General features: G+C 76.8%; 17 protein-coding genes. 12 read left to right on the forward strand and 5 right to left on the reverse strand.

The genetic code is table 11. The features are described from left to right. The first annotated feature begins 18 nt into the window (after positions 1–18). The 4 genes from ACH5AR_RS22395 (at position 19) to ACH5AR_RS22410 (ending at position 2660) form a co-directional block, all read left to right on the forward strand. The gene (locus ACH5AR_RS22395; RefSeq protein WP_396303223.1) at positions 19–798 is read left to right on the forward strand and encodes a DUF2071 domain-containing protein; all 780 of its coding nucleotides are present in this window, start codon (positions 19–21) and stop codon (positions 796–798) included. After that, positions 795–1670: a class I SAM-dependent methyltransferase gene (locus ACH5AR_RS22400; protein WP_396303224.1), complete on the forward strand. Its 876-nt coding sequence runs from the start codon at positions 795–797 to the stop codon at positions 1668–1670. Before ACH5AR_RS22395 ends, ACH5AR_RS22400 begins: the two co-directional genes overlap by 4 nt. Continuing rightward, a complete protein-coding gene (locus tag ACH5AR_RS22405) occupies positions 1667–2089 on the forward strand; it encodes a hypothetical protein (RefSeq protein WP_396303225.1) in 423 nt (140 codons plus the stop codon). The genes ACH5AR_RS22400 and ACH5AR_RS22405 overlap by 4 nt, the downstream gene beginning before the upstream one ends. Positions 2090–2153: 64 nt before the next feature. Further along, positions 2154–2660 (forward strand): hypothetical protein, encoded by a 507-nt coding sequence (locus tag ACH5AR_RS22410; protein ID WP_396303226.1) that lies wholly within the window; start codon positions 2154–2156, stop codon positions 2658–2660. A 49-nt stretch (positions 2661–2709) separates the two neighbouring features. Here the strand turns inward: ACH5AR_RS22410 and ACH5AR_RS22415 are convergent, their stop codons facing one another. Beyond that, positions 2710–3474, reverse strand: coding sequence for an alpha/beta hydrolase (locus ACH5AR_RS22415; RefSeq protein ID WP_396303227.1), 765 nt, complete (start codon positions 3472–3474; stop codon positions 2710–2712). Positions 3475–3674: 200 nt separating this feature from the next. Between ACH5AR_RS22415 and ACH5AR_RS22420 the strand changes: the two genes are divergently transcribed. Beyond that, positions 3675–4481, forward strand: a complete 807-nt coding sequence (locus tag ACH5AR_RS22420; RefSeq protein ID WP_396303228.1) for a hypothetical protein — start codon at positions 3675–3677, stop codon at positions 4479–4481. A 41-nt stretch (positions 4482–4522) separates the two neighbouring features. On the opposite strand, the gene ACH5AR_RS22425 is transcribed toward ACH5AR_RS22420, so the two are convergent. After that, entirely contained in the window at positions 4523–4876 is a 354-nt protein-coding gene (locus tag ACH5AR_RS22425; protein WP_396303229.1) for a DUF6401 family natural product biosynthesis protein, read from the reverse strand. Between the two features lie 164 nt (positions 4877–5040). On the opposite strand from ACH5AR_RS22425, the gene ACH5AR_RS22430 reads away from it, so the two are divergent. The 5 genes from ACH5AR_RS22430 to ACH5AR_RS22450 all read left to right on the forward strand — a co-directional run bounded on the left by ACH5AR_RS22430 (position 5041) and on the right by ACH5AR_RS22450 (position 9391). Further along, complete coding sequence (locus ACH5AR_RS22430) at positions 5041–5967, forward strand: LLM class F420-dependent oxidoreductase (RefSeq protein ID WP_396303230.1); 927 nt, start codon at positions 5041–5043, stop codon at positions 5965–5967. A gap of 95 nt (positions 5968–6062) precedes the next feature. After that, entirely contained in the window at positions 6063–6773 is a 711-nt protein-coding gene (locus tag ACH5AR_RS22435) for an AAA family ATPase (protein WP_396303231.1), read from the forward strand. A gap of 92 nt (positions 6774–6865) precedes the next feature. After that, on the forward strand, positions 6866–7843 hold the full coding sequence (locus ACH5AR_RS22440; RefSeq protein ID WP_396303232.1) for a zinc metalloprotease: 978 nt from the start codon (positions 6866–6868) through the stop codon (positions 7841–7843). 180 nt (positions 7844–8023) lie between these two features. After that, positions 8024–8482 (forward strand): universal stress protein, encoded by a 459-nt coding sequence (locus ACH5AR_RS22445; RefSeq protein ID WP_396303233.1) that lies wholly within the window; start codon positions 8024–8026, stop codon positions 8480–8482. 60 nt (positions 8483–8542) lie between these two features. After that, entirely contained in the window at positions 8543–9391 is an 849-nt protein-coding gene (locus tag ACH5AR_RS22450) for a DNA-formamidopyrimidine glycosylase family protein (RefSeq protein WP_396303234.1), read from the forward strand. Here ACH5AR_RS22450 and ACH5AR_RS22455 read toward each other — a convergent pair. From ACH5AR_RS22455 to ACH5AR_RS22465, 3 genes are all read right to left on the reverse strand, one after another. Continuing rightward, complete coding sequence (locus tag ACH5AR_RS22455) at positions 9339–9974, reverse strand: uridine kinase (RefSeq protein ID WP_396303235.1); 636 nt, start codon at positions 9972–9974, stop codon at positions 9339–9341. The genes ACH5AR_RS22450 and ACH5AR_RS22455 overlap by 53 nt on opposite strands. Positions 9975–10063: 89 nt before the next feature. Then, positions 10064–11392: a PQQ-binding-like beta-propeller repeat protein gene (locus ACH5AR_RS22460; protein WP_396303236.1), complete on the reverse strand. Its 1329-nt coding sequence runs from the start codon at positions 11390–11392 to the stop codon at positions 10064–10066. Between the two features lie 107 nt (positions 11393–11499). Next, on the reverse strand, positions 11500–11826 hold the full coding sequence (locus tag ACH5AR_RS22465) for a DUF4326 domain-containing protein (RefSeq protein WP_396303237.1): 327 nt from the start codon (positions 11824–11826) through the stop codon (positions 11500–11502). A 106-nt stretch (positions 11827–11932) separates the two neighbouring features. On the opposite strand from ACH5AR_RS22465, the gene ACH5AR_RS22470 reads away from it, so the two are divergent. Then, on the forward strand, positions 11933–14461 hold the full coding sequence (locus ACH5AR_RS22470; protein WP_396303238.1) for a SpoIIE family protein phosphatase: 2529 nt from the start codon (positions 11933–11935) through the stop codon (positions 14459–14461). Positions 14462–14666: 205 nt separating this feature from the next. After that, complete coding sequence (locus ACH5AR_RS22475) at positions 14667–16352, forward strand: sensor histidine kinase (RefSeq protein WP_396303239.1); 1686 nt, start codon at positions 14667–14669, stop codon at positions 16350–16352. The last annotated feature ends 157 nt before the right edge of the window (positions 16353–16509 follow it).

The raw sequence follows: 16509 nt of genomic DNA on the forward strand, positions 1-16509 counted from the left end.
TCGAACCCGGAGTCGACCGTGCGACACCTGCTGCAACGCCACCCCTTCGCGATGCGCGCCCACTTCGCGCACTCGCTCGTCCTCACCTACGCCCTGCCGCCCCGCCTGCTCTCCCCGCTGGTGCCGCCCGGCCTCTCCCTCGACACCTACACCGACCCCGACGGCACCGAGCACGGCTTCGTCGCCGCCGCCCTCGTGGACACCCGGGCGCTGCGCCCGGCCGCCCTGCCCGCGCGCCTCGGCCGGGACTTCGTCCTGACCGGCTACCGGGTCTTCACCCGCTTCCCGACCCCGGGCGGCCGCACCATGCGCGGCCTGCGGATCCTGCGCTCGGACACCGACAGCCGGATGATGGCGCTCGGCGGCAACGCCTTCTCCCGCTACCACTACCGGCACGCCCGGATCGGCACCCGGGTGGTCGACGGCACCCTGGAGTTCGCGGTGGTCAGCGACGACGGCCGCGCCGACCTGCACGTGCGCGCCGACCTCGCCGGCGCCCCCGCCGCCCTCCCGTCCGGTAGCCCGTTCGCGGACGCCCGCGCCGCGCGCCGCTTCGCCGGACCGCTGCCCTACACCTTCGAGTACGAGCCGCAGACCCGCTCGGTGATCGTGGTCAAGGCCGTCCGCGCCCACTGGGAGCCCGAGCCGGTGGCGGTCGAGGTGCCCCGGCTCACCTTCTTCGACCACGGCCCGCTGGCCGGCAGCCGGCCGGTGCTCGCCAACGCCTTCCATGTCGCCGGCCTGGACTACGGCTGGCACGCCGGGCAGCGCCGCGCCCTCAGTGGAGCCGGCCGGTGACCGCCCCCGCCCCGGCCGGCCCCCGCCCCCACGGCGCCCGCCCGTCCGCCGCCGGCTCCGCCCTCCGCCCCGCCGCCCGCCCCGCCGCCGCCGCCCGCCCCGCCGCCGGCCCGGCGCCGACGGCCGGCCCCCGCCCGTCCGGGGTGCGCGAGGTCGTCCGCTACAACTGGCCGATGTACGCGGCCGGCGCGCTCACCGCCGTCGCCGGCCTGGCCCTGGCCCGCCGGCTGCCCGGCCCCGCCGCCGCAGTCACCCGCGCGGCCGCCGCCACCGCCGCCGGCTACCTCGCCGTGAGCACCCTCGCCACCTGGTGCGTCTACGACCGCTCCGGGCTCCACCGCTACGACTGGCTGCCCGCCCTGCTGCCCGAGGGCCCCGGCGACCACCTGGTGGTCAGCACCGGCCTGGACGAGGCCGGCCGCCCGCTCGCCGCCCGCCACCCCGGAGCCCGCGGACGGGTCGCCGACCTGTACGACCCGGCGCTGACCACGAGCGGCTCGATCCGCCGCGCCCGCCGCCACACCCCGCCCGCCCCCGGCGGCATCCCGGCCCGGCCGGACGCCCTGCCCGCCGCGACGGGCGCCCTGGACACCGTGTTCGCCGTCTTCGCCGCCCACGAGCTGCGCCGGCCCGCCGACCGCACCGCCCTGTTCGCCGAGGCCGCCCGCACCCTGCGCCCCGGCGGCACCCTGCTGCTGGTCGAGCACCTGCGGGACGCCGCCAACACCGCCGTCTACGGCCCCGGCGCCTGGCACTTCCTGCCCCGGGCCACCTGGCTCCGGCACGCCGCCGAGGCGGGCCTCACCCCGGCCGCGGAGCGCCGGATCGCCGGCCTGGTCACCGTTTTCGCCCTCCGGAAGGCCGCACCATGACCGGACTGCTCACCCTGGAAGCCCAGTTGCGCCTGGTCGGCGCGGCCCTCGTGACGACCGGCCTGGTGCACGCGGTGCTGCCCCGCGCCATCGGCTGGCCCGCCGACCTGTCCGGCACCACCCTGCTGACCCGCCAGGTCTCCTACGCCCACGTGTTCTTCATCGGCCTCGCCTGCGCCCTGCTCGGAGTGCTCCCGCTCTGCCTGGCTCCCGACCTGCTGGCCGGCGGCCGGCTCGGCACCGCCCTGCTGGCGGCCCAGACGCTCTTCTGGGGCCTGCGCTGGCTCGCCGAATTCGCCTACTTCTCGCCCCGGTTGTGGCGCGGCGACCGCCTGCGCACCGTCGCGCACCTCGGCCTCTCGGTCCTGTGGACCTGGGTGGCGGGGGTCTTCACCGCCGCCCTCTGGCACACGGTCTAGAAAGCGTACGGTCTAGGATCAGTCCCGACCCCAGCAGCCCACACACCCCCTCAAGGATCATGCGGTGACCGTTGCTTTCCCCCGTGCTCGCGCCGTGCGGTCGGCCCTGTCGGCCGGCGCCGTCCTGCTGGCGGCCACCTCCTGCTCCGGTTCGGCCGACGCGCCGCTGACCAGCGCCCAGGCCAAGCAGAAGACCGACGCGTACTTCACCGAGACCTTCCTCGCCTTCCCGAAGCCGATCTCCCCGGTCGTCGACCGGGACGGCGAGGACGCGTGCGTCAGGAAGGACGCCCCCGGGGAGCCGGACGGCCGGGTCAGGGCCGTGACGTACCGCTACCTGCGCGACATCCCGGCCGACCACCACGACACGGTCTTCGACGCCTTCCGCGGGCACCTCGTCGTGGCCGGGTTCCGGGTCACCGACAGCCGGCCCGGGGTGATCGTGCTCACGAACCCGGACAACGGCTTCAAGGCCTCGATCTCGGACGGTGACAACTGGCCCGCCACGCTGGTGGTCGGCTTCGAGTCCTCCTGCGTCTGGCCCCACGGCACCAAGCCGCCCACCGGCTGAGCCGGCCCGCCGGGCCCGGCCCGTCGCCCGGTGGCCGACGGGCCGCCGGTCAGCGGTTCGCCGGCCGGGCCGCGGCCCGGCGGGGCTGGCGGGGGAGGGCGAGGGTGAGGGCCTCGCGGGAGGCGGTCGGCAGGGCGAGGGCGGAGGCGGTCTCGGCGGGGAACGGGTGGAGCCCGAGGAGCGCCGTGGTCAGCCGGGTGGTCGCACGGTGCCAGTCGGTGACGCGCTGGAGCATGGCGTGCCCGCTGCCGGTGACGGTGTAGCCGCAGACCCGGGCGCCCGCGGCGCGGCTGCGGGCGGCGAAGGCACGGGTGTCGGCCGGCGGCGTCACGGTGTCGCGGTCCCCGTGCAGCAGCAGGACGTCCCGCCCGGCGAGCTGCTCGCACGGGTCCTCGGCCGGGCACCAGGGTGCCAGGGCGACCAGGCCGGTGACGGACGGGTGCCCGCCCGCCCGGAGCGCGGCGCGCCCGCCCATCGAGTGGCCGACCAGCACGGTGGGCACCGGTCCGAGCTGCGCGGTCAGCTCGTCGAGCGCGGCGGTCGCGTCCCGTGCGGGGTCGGCCCGCTCGCCGTTCCAGCCGCGGTGGCGGTAGCGGACCGTCCCGACGGCCACCCGGGCCGGGGCGGTCGCCCGGGTGAGCCCGCGCAGGAAGCCGTGCATCCGCAGCAGCGGGAGGTTGAGGCGCCCGGGCCGGGCGAGGTTGTGCTCCTCGCCGCCGTGCAGCACCAGCACGGCCGCCGCGGCCCCCTCCGGCCGGACCTGCCAGTGCAGCGCCCGGTGGTCCACCGCGCGCTCCGCCGCCGTACCGCTCACTTGCCGCACCGTCCCGTCCGTCCCGCCCCGTGGCCCGACCCCCCGGACCGCCACTGTACGCGGGCGCGGGGCCAGGGCATTCACCCGAGGGGACCATCCCGGGCACCGGGCGCGCGCGGCGGGAGCGGGCGCCTGCTATCCACGAAGGGTGGGGGGCCGAAGCGCCGCTCGTGGCGCCGTGTCACCGAGTGGAGGACTCCGTGGCTCAGCAGCTCGCACTGTCCGTCGACTTCGGATCGGGCTTCACCGACGCCTGGTCGAAGATCGCCAAGGTCATTCCGCAGTTCATCGCCTTCCTGGTGATCCTGGCCATCGGCTGGTTCGTGGCCAAGGCCATCGGCAAAATCCTGGACCGGGTGCTCCGCAGGGTCGGTTCGGAACGGGTCGCGGAGCGGTCCGGCGTGGCCGCCCACCTCCGGGGCTCCAAGTACGACATGACCGGCATCATCAGCAAGGTCGTGTACTACATCGTCCTGCTGATGGCCCTGCAGCTGGCGTTCGGGGTCTTCGGCACGAACCCGATCAGCACGATGATCCACAGCATCGTCGCCTGGCTGCCGCGCGGCATCGTCGCCGTGGTGATCGTGGTGGTCGCGATGGCCATCGCCAACGCCGTGCGCGACATCGTGGGCAACGCGCTCTCCGGCGCCTCGTACGGCCGGACGGTCTCCACCCTGGTCTGGGCGTTCATCGTCGGCCTCGGCGTGATCGCCGCGCTGGGCCAGGCCGGGATCGCCACCACGATCACCGGACCGGTGCTGATCGCCGCGCTCGCCGCCATCGTCGGCGTGCTGGTGGTGGGCGTCGGCGGCGGCCTGATCATCCCGATGCGCCAGCGCTGGGAGCGGTGGCTGGACGGCGCCGAGCGGGAGACCGCCCGGCTGCGCGGGACCGCCTACCAGGCCGGCCGCTCCGACGCGCTGTCCAACCAGCCCGTCCGGCCGACCACCCAGACCGGCCCGGGCACCCCGCCCGCGCCGGGCATCGAGGGCGACCCGAACCTGTAGGGCGCCCGCGACCGCACGGCCCGGGCAGGGCCTGCCGGGGTTCAGACCCCGAGCAGGCCCTGCTCGCGCACCAGCCAGCAGATCGCGGTGAGCCGGATGACGGCGTAGTCGTAGCCGACCGGCTCCCGCCAGCCGATCTCGGCGAGCGCGTCCAGGAACCCCAGCGCGTAGTCCGACAACTCCTCACGGTCCAGGGGCCGGGGCGCGAGCTCCGGCCCTTGGGCGTACAGCACCTCCCGCAGCATCGCCGCGTGCTGGTCGACCGCCGCGACGAAGCCGGGCTCGAAGGCGAACTCGGCCAGCCGGGGCGTGAAGGCCGTCACGATGCCGGGCAGTGGACAGCCGGCCGGCTCGTCCGGGGAGCGCCGGAAGGAATCGTCGGAGGTGGCGAACATCCGTCCACGGTAGGCGAGCCCCGGAGCGGGAAATGACGCGCGGGGCGCTTCCGGGCTGAGACCTTGGCCACCCCTCCCGCCCGCGCGGGCCGCGGCGGGGACGTTCCGTGGCGCGGCGGACGCGCTGTGCCGATCACCCGGCCGTCCGTACCAGAATGGCCGGTATGGATCTCCGCATCTTCACCGAGCCCCAGCAGGGGGCGAGCTACGACACCCTGCTCACGGTCGCCCGCACCGCCGAGGAGCTCGGTGCCTTCAGCGCCTTCTTCCGCTCCGACCACTACCTGAAGATGGGCGACGCCGACGGCCTGCCCGGCCCCACCGACGCCTGGATCACCCTGGCCGGCCTCGCCCGCGACACCCGCACCATCCGGCTGGGCACCCTGATGACCGCCGCGACCTTCCGGCTGCCCGGCGTCACCGCGATCCAGGTCGCCCAGGTGGACGCGATGAGCGGCGGGCGGGTCGAGTTCGGCCTCGGCGCCGGCTGGTACGAGGCCGAGCACACCGCGTACGGCATCCCGTTCCCGAAGGAGAAGTTCGGGCGGCTGGAGGAGCAGCTGGCGATCATCACCGGGCTGTGGAGGACCAAGCTCGGCGACACCTTCGACTTCGTCGGCGAGCACTACACGCTGACCGACTCGCCCGCGCTGCCCAAGCCCGCCCAGGAGCACGTCCCGGTGCTGGTCGGCGGCCTCGGCCCCAAGCGGACCCCGGCCCTGGCCGCCCGCTTCGCCGACGAGTTCAACCTGCCGTTCGCCTCGGTGGACGACACCGCCGCCCAGTTCGGCCGGGTCCGGGCCGCCGTGGAGGCGGCCGGGCGCCGCGCCGACGACCTGGTGTACTCCAACGCCCTGGTGGCCTGCGTCGGCCGCGACGACGCCGAGGTCGCCCGCCGGGCCGCCGCGATCGGCCGGGAGGTGGCCGAGCTGAAGGAGAACGGCCTGGCCGGGACCCCGGACGAGGTGGTCGAGAAGATCGGCCGGTACGCGGAGGTCGGCAGCGAGCGGATCTACTTCCAGATCCTCGACCTGGACGACCTCGACCACCTGGAGCTGATCGCCTCCCGGATCGCCCCGCAGCTGGGCTGACGCGCCCGCCGCCCCGGCCCGCGCGGCCACGGCGCCCGGGCCCGGCGGGAATCGTCCGTACCCGCTCCGAGCTCGCCCTTTACGCGTTCTTGGGAATGGGCGATCCTCGTCGCAGGGGAACGGCGGGGGGAGACCGGGTGAGCGGGACGAGAACGCTGCGGACGGCGGCGGTACCGACGGTGCCGCCGCCACGCGGGGCCGGGGAGCTGGTCGTGCTGCCCGCGCCGCACGACCGGCCCGCCCGGCACGACCTGCGCGGGCCCGGGCCGGCGGTGCTGCGCTACCCGGCCGGGGACCTGCTGGTCGTCACCGGCCTGCCCGGCAGCGGCAAGAGCACCCTGATGCGCCGCTGCGTCCGCGCGCCGCTGGTCGACTCCCAGCTGGTCCGCGAGGAGTTCGCGGCCCGGCTGCCCGGCCGCCTGCCGTACGCGCTCTACCGACCGCTGGCCCGGCTCGCCCACTACCGGCGGCTGCGCCGGGTCGTGCTGGAGGGCGGGCCGCTCGCGGTGCACGACTGCGGCACCCTGCCGTGGGTGCGCGGCTGGCTGGTGCGCGCCGCCGCCCGGCAGGGCCGCCGGGTGCACCTGCTGCTGCTCGACGCCGAGCCGGGCGAGGCCCTGGACGGGCAGCGGCGGCGCCGGCGCCGCGTCTCGCGCTACGCCTTCGCCCGGCACCGGGCCGCCTTCGCCCGGCTGCGGGGCCTGGTCCTGGAGGCCGGGCGGCTGCCGGCCGGCTGTGCGTCGGCCGTGGTACTCGACCGGGCCGCCGCGCGCGCCCTGCGGGAGATCGACTTCACGGCGTCGTAGTCTCGGCGAGTCCGCGCCGGGCACCGGCGGGCCGGCCGGAGCAGGCCCCGGGCGCGGCGAGACCCCGTCGACTCCCCCCGTCAGGAGCGCTGATGCGCCGTACCGCCCGGGTGCGCCCGCGTGCCCCCCGCCTGTTCCCCTGCGCCGCCGCGCTGGTCGCCGCGGCCGGTCTGAGCCAGTTCGCCGCGCCGGCCGGGCACCGGGCCGCGGCCGCTCCGGCGGCCGAGTGCGCGGACGGCGGCGCCGGTGGCACCGGTGCCGCGGCCCGGATGCCGGCCGGCCACCGGCCGGGCCGGGACCCGAACGAGGTCAGCGCGCAGGAGGCCCGGGCGATGCAGGCCGACCTCGACCGGCGGCTCGCCGCACTGGGCGGGGCCCGGCACCGGGCCGCGACCCCGACCACCGTCCCGGTCCACGTCCACGTGATCCACGACGGGGACGCCGGACGGCTGGACCAGGCCGCCGTCAACGGCCAGGTCGACCACCTCAACGAGAGCTACGGAGGCCGGGGGGAGGGCAATACCGCGAGCCCGTTCCACTTCGAACTGGTCGGTACCGACTGGACCGACAACGCCTCCTGGTACACCGGCATGACCCCGGGCTCGCCGGCCGAACAGGCGATGAAGACCGCCCTGCGCAAGGGCGACCAGGGCACCCTCAACCTCTACACCGCGCGGCTCGGCGACTCCCTGCTCGGCTGGTCCACCTTCCCCAACGCGTACCGGGCGAACCCGACCGACGACGGCGTGGTGGTGCTCGACGCCTCCCTGCCGGGCGGCTCGGCCACCCACTACGACGAGGGGGACACCGCGACCCACGAGACCGGCCACTGGCTCGGCCTCCTCCACACCTTCCAGAACGGCTGCCGGGCCCCGGGCGACTACGTGGAGGACACCCCGGCCGAGCACACCGCCGCCTCCGGCTGCCCCGAGGGCCGGGACACCTGCCCGGCCCCGGGGCTCGACCCGGTCCACAACTTCATGGACTACGGCTACGACTCCTGCATGACGATGTTCACCCCCGGGCAGGTCCAGCGGATGGCCAACGCCTGGGCCGCCTACCGGAGTTGAGGGAAGGCCGGAGGCCGGCCCGGCAGGGCGCTCCGAGGACGCCCCCAGGCCGGACCGCGGCTGCGCGTTCGAATTGAATGCGGCGCGCCGCTTCCGGCGTGGCAGATACCGACCGTTTGTCCGATTTGATCTATGTTCGGAGGGTCGGGACCGATCAGGAGCAACCGAAGGAGCAACGGCATGAGTGCCAACCCCCGGATCGTCGTCGGCGTGGACGGCTCGCCCGCCTCCGAGCAGGCGCTGCGCTGGGCGATCGACTACGCGCGGGCCGTCGGCGGGACGGTCCACGCGATCGCCGCCTGGGAGTACCCCGCGTTCTACGGCTGGGCCGGGCAGGGCGTGCCGACCGTGGAGTCCTTCAACCCCGAGGAGCTCGCCGGGCAGACCCTCACCGAGACCGTCGCCAAGGTGGCCGGCGACGACGCCGGCGTGCGGATCACCGAGAGCGTGCTGCCGGGCAACGCCGCCCAGGCGCTGCTGGAGGGCGCCAAGGGCGCCGCGCTGCTCGTCGTCGGCAGCCGAGGACTGGGCGGCTTCTCCGGCGTGCTGCTCGGCTCGGTCAGCCGCCACCTCACCGAGCACGCGCCCTGCCCGGTGGTCGTGGTGCGCGAGGCCCACGCCGCCGAGCCCTCCGCGTAGCCGCAGCCGAACCCCGGGGGCGGTACCCCGCCGGGCCGCCGCGCGGACCAGAATGGAGGCATGCCAGAAGGTGACTCCGTCTACCGCGCGGCGGCCCGCCTGCACGAGGCCCTCGCCGGACGACCGCTGACCAGCGCCGACCTGCGGGTGCCCGCGCACGCCACCGCCGACCTCACCGGACGCCGGGTGCTGGAGGTCCTCCCGCGGGGCAAGCACCTGCTCGCCCGCTTCGAGGGCGGCCTCACCCTGCACACCCACCTGCGGATGGACGGCCGCTGGGCGGTCTACCGCCCCGGCGAGCGGTGGAACGGCGGCCCCGACTGGCAGATCCGCGCCGTCCTCGGCACCGACGGGGCCACCGCCGTCGGCTACCGGCTGCCCGTCGTCGAACTGCTGCGCACCGCCGACGAACCGCGCGTCGTCGGCCACCTCGGCCCCGACCTGCTCGGCCCCGACTGGGATCCGGTCGAGGCCGTCCGCCGGCTCCTCGCCCGCCCGGGCCGCCCGGTCGTCGAGGCGCTGCTCGACCAGCGCAACCTCGCCGGGATCGGCAACGTCTACGCGAACGAGCTGTGCTTCGTCGCGGGCGTCACCCCGTGGACGGAGGTCGGCGAACTCCCGCACCCCGACCGGCTGGTGGAGCGCGCCCGGCAGATGCTGGAGGCCAACAAGCTGCGCCCCGGCCACATCACCACCGGCGACACCCGGCCCGGCTACCAGCACTGGGTCTACGGCCGGGCCGGCCGGCCCTGCCCGCGCTGCGTCACCCCGGTGGCCGCCGGGCGGCAGGGCGAGCCGCCGCGCGACCGGGCGGTCTTCTGGTGCCCGTACTGCCAGCGCGGCCCGGCACCGGAGGTCAGGGCAGCTCGACCAGGGCGGGGTGGCGCGGGTCGTCGACCCGGACGGTGACGTCGGCCGCCGTGGCGGGCCCGGTCTCGGCCTCGTAGCGGGCGAAGGCGGGCAGCGTCCACTGCTGGTCGGCCGGGGTCCGGCGGGCCAGCGCGGCCGGACCGAGCGCCAGGTGGACGGTCAGTTCCAGCGGCAGCCAGCGGCCGAGCAGCAGGGCGCCGTCCAGCAACAGCACGCCGCCGGGCGGGAGTCCGGTGTACGGGGCGCGGGTCGAGCGGTCGGTGACCGGGTCGCGCAGCGAGGGCAGGACCCGGCCGCTGCCGCCCGGCTCCAGCGGGTCGAGCACCTCGCGCGCCAGGGCCCCGTCGTCCAGCCAGAGGTCGTGGAAGGCGTCCGCGTCCCGGTGGCCGTACTCCAGCCGGATCGAGGCCGGGCGCAGGAATCCGGACGCCGAGACCCGCAGCGTCGGCAGGCCGCGCAGCCGCAGCGGCTCCACCAGCGCGTCGGCGAGGTCCTCGGGGCGGGCCGCGGCCGCGCCGTCCACCGCGACCCGCAGGTGCCGGGCGCCGGCGCCGGGCAGGTCGGCGATGCGGTCGGCGAGCAGCTCGGTCAGCTTGTCGGGGGAGATCGGGCGTACCTGCATCGGGCCGTCCTGCCGGGTCGTCGAGGGGGTCACGTCGGGGTCGTCGGGGCGTTCGGCTCCGCGTCGCCGGGGCGGGGCCGTCGGTGCGGTCAGCCCAGCGGGAGGGCGTGCAGGACGTCGTCGTGGCCGACGTAGAGGCGGCCGCCGTCCGAGGCGACCGTCCAGACGTCCTTGCCGGGCGCCGAGTCGTGGAACGTCCAGCCGAGCTCACCGGTCGCGGCGTCGATCGCGCAGACCCCGCCGGTCGCCGTCCCCGGGACGTACAGTGTCCGGCCGGCGGCCAGCGGGCGGTTGCGGCGGTCCAGCGGGAACGGCAGGCGGCAGGACCAGAGCAGCGCGCCGGAGCCCGGGTCGTGGCAGGTGACGAGGCCCTGGTCCCACGGGACGAACACCCGGGGGCCGTCCTGGACGGGCGGCAGCGCCCGCCGGGACTCGCCCCGGGCGGGGGAGTACGTCCAGCCCGGCTCGCCTGCGGCCCGCAGCACGCGCACGCCGCTGTTGCCGTCGGGGACGAAGAAGTCGTGCGAGTCGCTGACGCACCAGCGCAGCTCCTCCTCGCCGGGGCCGGTCCACAGCTCCCGGCCGGTGGCGGCGTCCCGGACCACCAGTTCGGCCCGGCCGCCGAGGAAGCGGACACAGGCGAGGCGGCCGTCGGCGCCGCTGTGCGCGGCGGGCGTGACGGGCTGCTCCACCTGCTCGGTGCGGACGGACCAGAGCAGTGAGCGGTCGGAGACCCGCAGGGCGAACAGGCGGTGGTCCGGCAGGCTGCCGTCGGCCTTCGCACGGCCCCAGGAGTAGCCGTAGAGGACGCCGGGGGCGAGGCCGTCGTAGCCGGCGAGACGGGTCTGCCCCTGGAGCTCGTCGGGCAGCGGCAGGCTCCAGTCGGCGGCGGGGTCGGTGAGGTGGCGGGCCTCGACGTGGCCCTGGAAGGTCGTGAAGAGGTGCTCGGGCCCGAACACGACCTTGCCGAGCGTGTCGAGGTCGCTGGGCCAGCTGCGGGCGTCCGGCGGGTCGAAGACCAGCAGGCGGCCGGGCACGCCCCGGGCCGGGTCGAGGACCTGGAGGCCCTTCCGGGAGAGGAAGACGGGGTGGCCGGGCGGGTCGGTGAGCCGCTCCGGGGTCATCGGCTCCGGCCCCCGGTAGGACCAGAGCGGCGTCGGCCCGGACAGCGCGGTCGGCGCCGGCCCGGGCGGCGCCGGCGAGGGCCCGGCCCCGCCGCCGCCCGAACGGCCGAACGCCCAGGCGGCCCCGCCCGCCGCGAGTACCCCGGCCCCGGCCAGCAGCAGCCGCCGCCGGCTCGGCCGCACGCGCTCCCGGCCGCCCGCGACCACGTCCCCGGTGGCCTCGCCGCCGTCCGTCTCCTCGTCCCACTGCCACGACGTACCGTGCGCGGAGCTCCCGGACGACGGCGACTGCATACGGCTCTCGCTTCCCCACCGGCGGCTCGGTGCCGCCACCCGTCCGGAGGATATCGAACAGGTGGTTCCGGGTCCGGGACGGCGGGGTGCCGGGACGGGAGCGGCCCTCACCGCGGCGGGTGGTCCGCGAGGTCGGCGAGGACGTCGGCGTGGCAGGGGAGAGGGGCGCACCAGCAGCCGAGCCGGTGGCCGCGCAGGGCCGGGACGAGGGCCAGCAGCTCGGGGTGGGCGAGCAGGTGGGCGCGGTACTTGTCGACCATCTCCTCACGGGTGAGGTCCGGGCCGGGGCGGTACGGGCAGTGCAGCGGGGACTCGTCGAGGTGCCAGCCGCCGCGGTGCATCGCGCGGCCGACGTAGACGACGTCCCGGTACTCGGGGTCGTCGCGGTGGCCCTTCAGGTTGACCACGGTGGTGCGGCGGGATTCGCTGGGCATGCCCTCCATGCTGGTGCACCGCGGCCCGCGCGGCAGCCCGGGGCGGGGCCGCGGGCCGCCGCGGGCTCGCCTTGACACCGCTGCGGGCCCGGCGTAGCAAAAGAGCATGCGCCAACCGCACGCGACCGGTGGGGCCCCCGGGGCGCCCGGTGCCGACCGGCCGCCGCAGGCCGGTGCCGGCGCGCAGGCGGGCCCGGCGGCCCCGCGCTCCGTCCGGGACACCGCCCGGCGGGCGGAGCACCGGCGGGACGAGCTGTTCGCCGGGGCGGTGCGCCGGGTGCTCGCGACCACCGGGGCGTACGGCGCGCTGGTGTACCTGCGCTCGCGGGACCGCCGCTCGCTGGTGCTGCGCACGGTCGCGGGCGTCCCGCTGGCGGTGATGAGCCCGTTCCGGCGGGTGGCCGCCGCGGGGCCGCTGCCGGTCGCGGTCTGCTTCCGGACCGGGCACGTGGTCGTCCTGACCGACACCGAGGACACCATGCGGCGCTTCCCGCAGCTCGCCGTCGGCCTGCCGTACGACTTCGCCTCGGCGTGCGTGCCGGTCGCGCACCGCGGGGAGCGGTTCGGCGTGCTGAGCGGGCTGTGGGCGGCCTCGGACGAGGGGGTGCCGGAGCCGGCCGCCCGCGGGCTGGCCGAGGTGGCCGACCGGCTGGGGCGGGACCTGGCCGACCTGGCGGAGCCCGGGCGGTCGGTGGAGCCGGGCGGCGAGGTGGCCGTGGTGCAGCCGCCGCCGTCGGCGGCGCCGACCACCCGGGTCGGGCTGTTCGACTGGGACGTGGCCACCGGCACGCTCGCCGTCGACGAGCGGTTCCGGGAGATCTTCGGCTTCGGGCCGGGGGAGTTCGACGGGACGGTGGCCGCGCTGAACCGCCGGGTCGCCCCCGGGGACCTGCCGGAGTTCCGGACCGCCGCCCGCGTCGCGCTGGAGCGCGGCGAGGTGCTGGCCGCCCGCGTCCGGGTGCTCGGGCCCGACGGCCTGCCGTACCCCGTGGAGCTGTGGGCCCGGGTGCCCGGGGCGATCTCCGACGGCCGCACCCACCTCGTCGGCGCGGTGCTGGACGTCCGGGACCTGACCGCCGCCGCGGCCGCCGTCGAGCGCCTGCCCGAGGGCGTGTTCTCGCTCGACCCCGACGGCCGGATCTGCTACGCCAACCGTGCGGTCGAGCAGCTGCTCGGGGCCGGCCGCGAGGACCTGCTCGGCCACCACCCCTGGGACGCACTGCCGTGGCTGACCGACCCCTTCTACGAGAACCGCTACCGCGCCGCCCTGCTCTCCCGGCAGCCGACGGCCTTCCTGGCCGCCCGCCCGCCGGACGGCTGGCTCGCCTTCTCGCTCTACCCGGACGCGCACGGCGTCACCGGCCGGGTGACCGCCGCCGAGGCGCCGCCGGGCACCGCCGAACCGCCCGCCGCCCCGCCGCCGCGCGCCGACCGCGCCGGGGTGGGCGTCACCCACCACCTGCTCCAGCTGGCGAGCGCGCTCACCGAGGCCGTGACGGTGCGCGACGTCTGCCGGGCGGTGGCCGAGGAGATCCTGCCGGCCTTCGGCGGCCAGGAGCTCGCCATCTACGCGGTGCGCGAGCAGCACCTGCACCTGCTCCTGGAGACCGGCTACCCGGCCGGCTTCCTGGACTCCTTCGAGGGCCTGCCGATCGACGCCCGGGTGCCCGGCTCGGAGACGCTCAGGACCGGCACCCCGATCTTCTTCGAGTCGGTGCGCGAACTCGCCGCCACCTACCCCGGCCTGGCCCTGGACGAGATGGGCGCCTGGGCCTTCCTGCCGCTGATCGCCTCCGGCCGGCCGGTCGGCAGCTGCATCCTCGGCTTCGACCTGCCGCGCCCGTTCACGGTGGAGGAACGGGGCCTGCTCACCGCGCTCGGCGGCTTCATCGCGCAGGCCCTGGAGCGCGCCCGGCTGTACGACGCCGAGTTCGCGCTGGCCCGCGGCCTCCAGCAGGCGCTGCTGCCGCACCGGCTGCCCGAGGTGCCCGGCATCCGGATCACCGCCCGCTACCTGCCCGGCACCCAGGGCATGGAGATCGGCGGCGACTGGTACGACGCGATCGTCACCGGCGGGGACGTCACCCTGGTGATCGGCGACGTCGAGGGCCACAGCGTCGGCGCGGCCGCCGCGATGGGGCAGCTGCGCAGCGCCGTACGGGCCTTCGCCACCGGCGGCGACCCGCCCGACGAGGTGCTCGCCCGCACCAACCGGCTGCTGCTCGACCTCGACCCCGGGCTGCTCGCCAGCTGCTGCCTGGTCCGGCTCACCCCGGCCGCCGGGCTCGCCCGGATCGCCCGGGCCGGGCACCTCCCGCCGGTGCTGCGCCACCCCGGCGGGCGGGCCGAGGCGCTGTACGTCCCGGGCGGGCCGCTGCTCGGGGTGGTCGAGCGGGCCGAGTACCCGGTCAGCGAGCTGCGGCTGGGCAGCGGGGCGGTGCTCGCCCTGTACACCGACGGGCTGGTGGAGGACCCGGCGGTGGCGATCGACCAGGGCGTGGACCGGCTGCGGGCGGCGCTGGCCCGGGCCGAGGCGGGGGAGGGGCTGGAGCAGGCCGCCGAACGGCTGCTGCGCGAGGTCGGGTCCGCCCGGCGGGTGGACGACGTGGCGCTGCTGCTCACCGCCGTCGGCTGAGCGGCGGTCGGGCGCGGTCGCCCGGGGCGGTCGGGCGGGGTGGTCGGTCGGGGTGGTCGGGCGGGGCGGCCGGGTCTTCGGGCGAGCGGTGGCGGACGGGCCCGTCGGTCGGCCCGCGAGGGCGCCGACCAGGCGACTTTCGTCGGCGAGGGGCGGCGACGAAGGAGGACGGCGGGTTCCGCGCCCGGACCGATAGCCTCGGTGGGTGGAAGCGATCGCACGGGCCTGGAACAGGGCGGTACGGACGGCACTGCCAGGGCCCTGGCGGCCCCGGCGGGTGGTGGGCGAGGCGCTGCTCGCCGTGCTGATGGGCGGGTTCACCGCCCTGTTGGAGCTGCTCGCCAACACCGGCCTGGCAGTGCCCTACGGGATCGCCGTCGCGGTGCTGTGGGTGCTGCGCAAGGGCCTGCCGGTCCCCGTGCTGCTCGCCACCGCGGCCCTGGCCGGCTGGTCCGTCGGGCCGATGCCGCTGCTGGTGTGCGCGGGCTGGACGGCCGGGGCGCGGCTCCAGCGGGTCTGGTCGCTGGTCGCCGCCTTCGTCGGGGGCTGGGTGCTGTTCACCGCGACAGGCGTGCTGAAGGACGCCGTCTCGCTCTCGCCGAAGCTGGTGCTGCTGCTGTCACTCGGCTTCTTCCTGGTCTTCGCCGTGCTGCCCGCGCTCTACGGCCGCTACCGGGCGCAGCGCCGCGCCCTCCTGGACGCGCTGCGCGACCGCAACGAGCAGCTGCTGCGCGAGCGGGTCATGGTGGTGCACCAGGCGCGGCTGCGCGAGCGGCACCGGATCGCCCAGGACATGCACGACAGCCTGGGCCACCAGCTGGCGCTGATCTCGGTGCACTCGGGCGCGCTGGAGGTGGACCGGACGCTCACCGACCGGCAGCGCGAGGCGGTCGGGGTGCTGCGGCAGGCGGCGGTCGCGGCGATGCGCGAGCTGCGCGAGGTGGTCGGGGTGCTGCACGACGAGTCGACGGCGCAGCCGCCCGCCGTCGGGGCGCCCGGGGCCGGAGCCGCCGGCGGGCCGCCGGCCCGGGGCGGGGTGGACGGGGTCGGGGGACTGGTGGACTCCTCCCGGGCGGCCGGGGCGCAGGTCGACCTCGTGGTGGAGGGGGAGCGGCGTCCGCTGCCGGCGGCCGTCGACCACGCCGCGTACCGGATCGTGCAGGAGTCGCTCACGAACGCGCACAAGCACGCTCCCGGCGCACCGATCGCCGTCGCGCTGCGCTACGAGCCGGACGCGCTGGTGGTGGAGGTGACCAACGCCCGCGCGCCGGAGCTCGTGGGGGCACGGGCGGGCGCGGGCGCCGCCGTCAGCGGCGGTCAGGGGCTGGCCGGCCTGCGGGAGCGCGCCCGGTTGGTCGGCGGCATGGTGCACGCCGGGCCCACGCCGGAGCAGGGGTTCCGGCTGGCGGCCCTGCTGCCCTACCAGGGGGCGGAGCAGGACGCGGCGTCGGCGGACGGGGCCGAGGACTGGATGCTGGACGGCCTGTCGCCGGCCGGGCCGGGCGGGGAGCCGGCGCGCGGGCGGCGCAGCCCGGCGATGGGCTGCGCCGTCGGGGTGGTCGCCGTCGCGCTGACCGTGCTGGTGCTGCTGGTCTGGGGCGTGATCGCGTTCGTCAAGGGCACCAACGACGCGACCGTGCAGCAGCCGATGTACGAACAGATCAGGGTGGGCACCGCCGAGTCCGAGGTGCTGCAGACGCTGCCGCGCGGCAACGACTTCTTTACCGACACGTACAAGGGGACAGGGCCCGAGGTGCCGGCGGGCGCGCAGTGCCGCTGGTACGTGCTGAACGGTGCGCCCGGCGCGGGCTGGAACGAGGAGCACGTGGCGAGGTTCTGCTTCAAGGACGGGGCACTGGTGGAGAAGGTGGAGTACGTGGCCAGGGGCTGAGTGCCCCCGTGCGCGGGGGGTGCTCCGGCCGGGGCGGGTCGCGCCGGGGCCTGACCGGGGTGGTGCCCGGGGTCGGGCCGAGGCGGGTGCCGGGGGGCCTGGGGTCGGACCGGGCGGTACGGAGCGGTCCCGCCGGGATGTGAGGATGGTGCCGCAG

Source organism: Kitasatospora sp. NPDC018619 (assembly GCF_044391605.1).
Taxonomy (GTDB): domain Bacteria; phylum Actinomycetota; class Actinomycetes; order Streptomycetales; family Streptomycetaceae; genus Kitasatospora.

Bases quoted from the DNA above. Each gene is read 5' to 3' on its own strand.
- ACH5AR_RS22405 (WP_396303225.1), top strand. From the start codon at position 1,667: ATGACCGGACTGCTCACCCTGGAAGCCCAGTTGCGCCTGGTCGGCGCG.
- ACH5AR_RS22425 (WP_396303229.1), bottom strand. From the start codon at position 4,876: ATGTTCGCCACCTCCGACGATTCCTTCCGGCGCTCCCCGGACGAGCCG.
- ACH5AR_RS22430 (WP_396303230.1), top strand. From the start codon at position 5,041: ATGGATCTCCGCATCTTCACCGAGCCCCAGCAGGGGGCGAGCTACGAC.
- ACH5AR_RS22435 (WP_396303231.1), top strand. From the start codon at position 6,063: ATGGGCGATCCTCGTCGCAGGGGAACGGCGGGGGGAGACCGGGTGAGC.
- ACH5AR_RS22440 (WP_396303232.1), top strand. From the start codon at position 6,866: ATGCGCCGTACCGCCCGGGTGCGCCCGCGTGCCCCCCGCCTGTTCCCC.
- ACH5AR_RS22445 (WP_396303233.1), top strand. From the start codon at position 8,024: ATGAGTGCCAACCCCCGGATCGTCGTCGGCGTGGACGGCTCGCCCGCC.
- ACH5AR_RS22450 (WP_396303234.1), top strand. From the start codon at position 8,543: ATGCCAGAAGGTGACTCCGTCTACCGCGCGGCGGCCCGCCTGCACGAG.
- ACH5AR_RS22455 (WP_396303235.1), bottom strand. From the start codon at position 9,974: ATGCAGGTACGCCCGATCTCCCCCGACAAGCTGACCGAGCTGCTCGCC.
- ACH5AR_RS22460 (WP_396303236.1), bottom strand. From the start codon at position 11,392: ATGCAGTCGCCGTCGTCCGGGAGCTCCGCGCACGGTACGTCGTGGCAG.
- ACH5AR_RS22465 (WP_396303237.1), bottom strand. From the start codon at position 11,826: ATGCCCAGCGAATCCCGCCGCACCACCGTGGTCAACCTGAAGGGCCAC.
- ACH5AR_RS22470 (WP_396303238.1), top strand. From the start codon at position 11,933: ATGCGCCAACCGCACGCGACCGGTGGGGCCCCCGGGGCGCCCGGTGCC.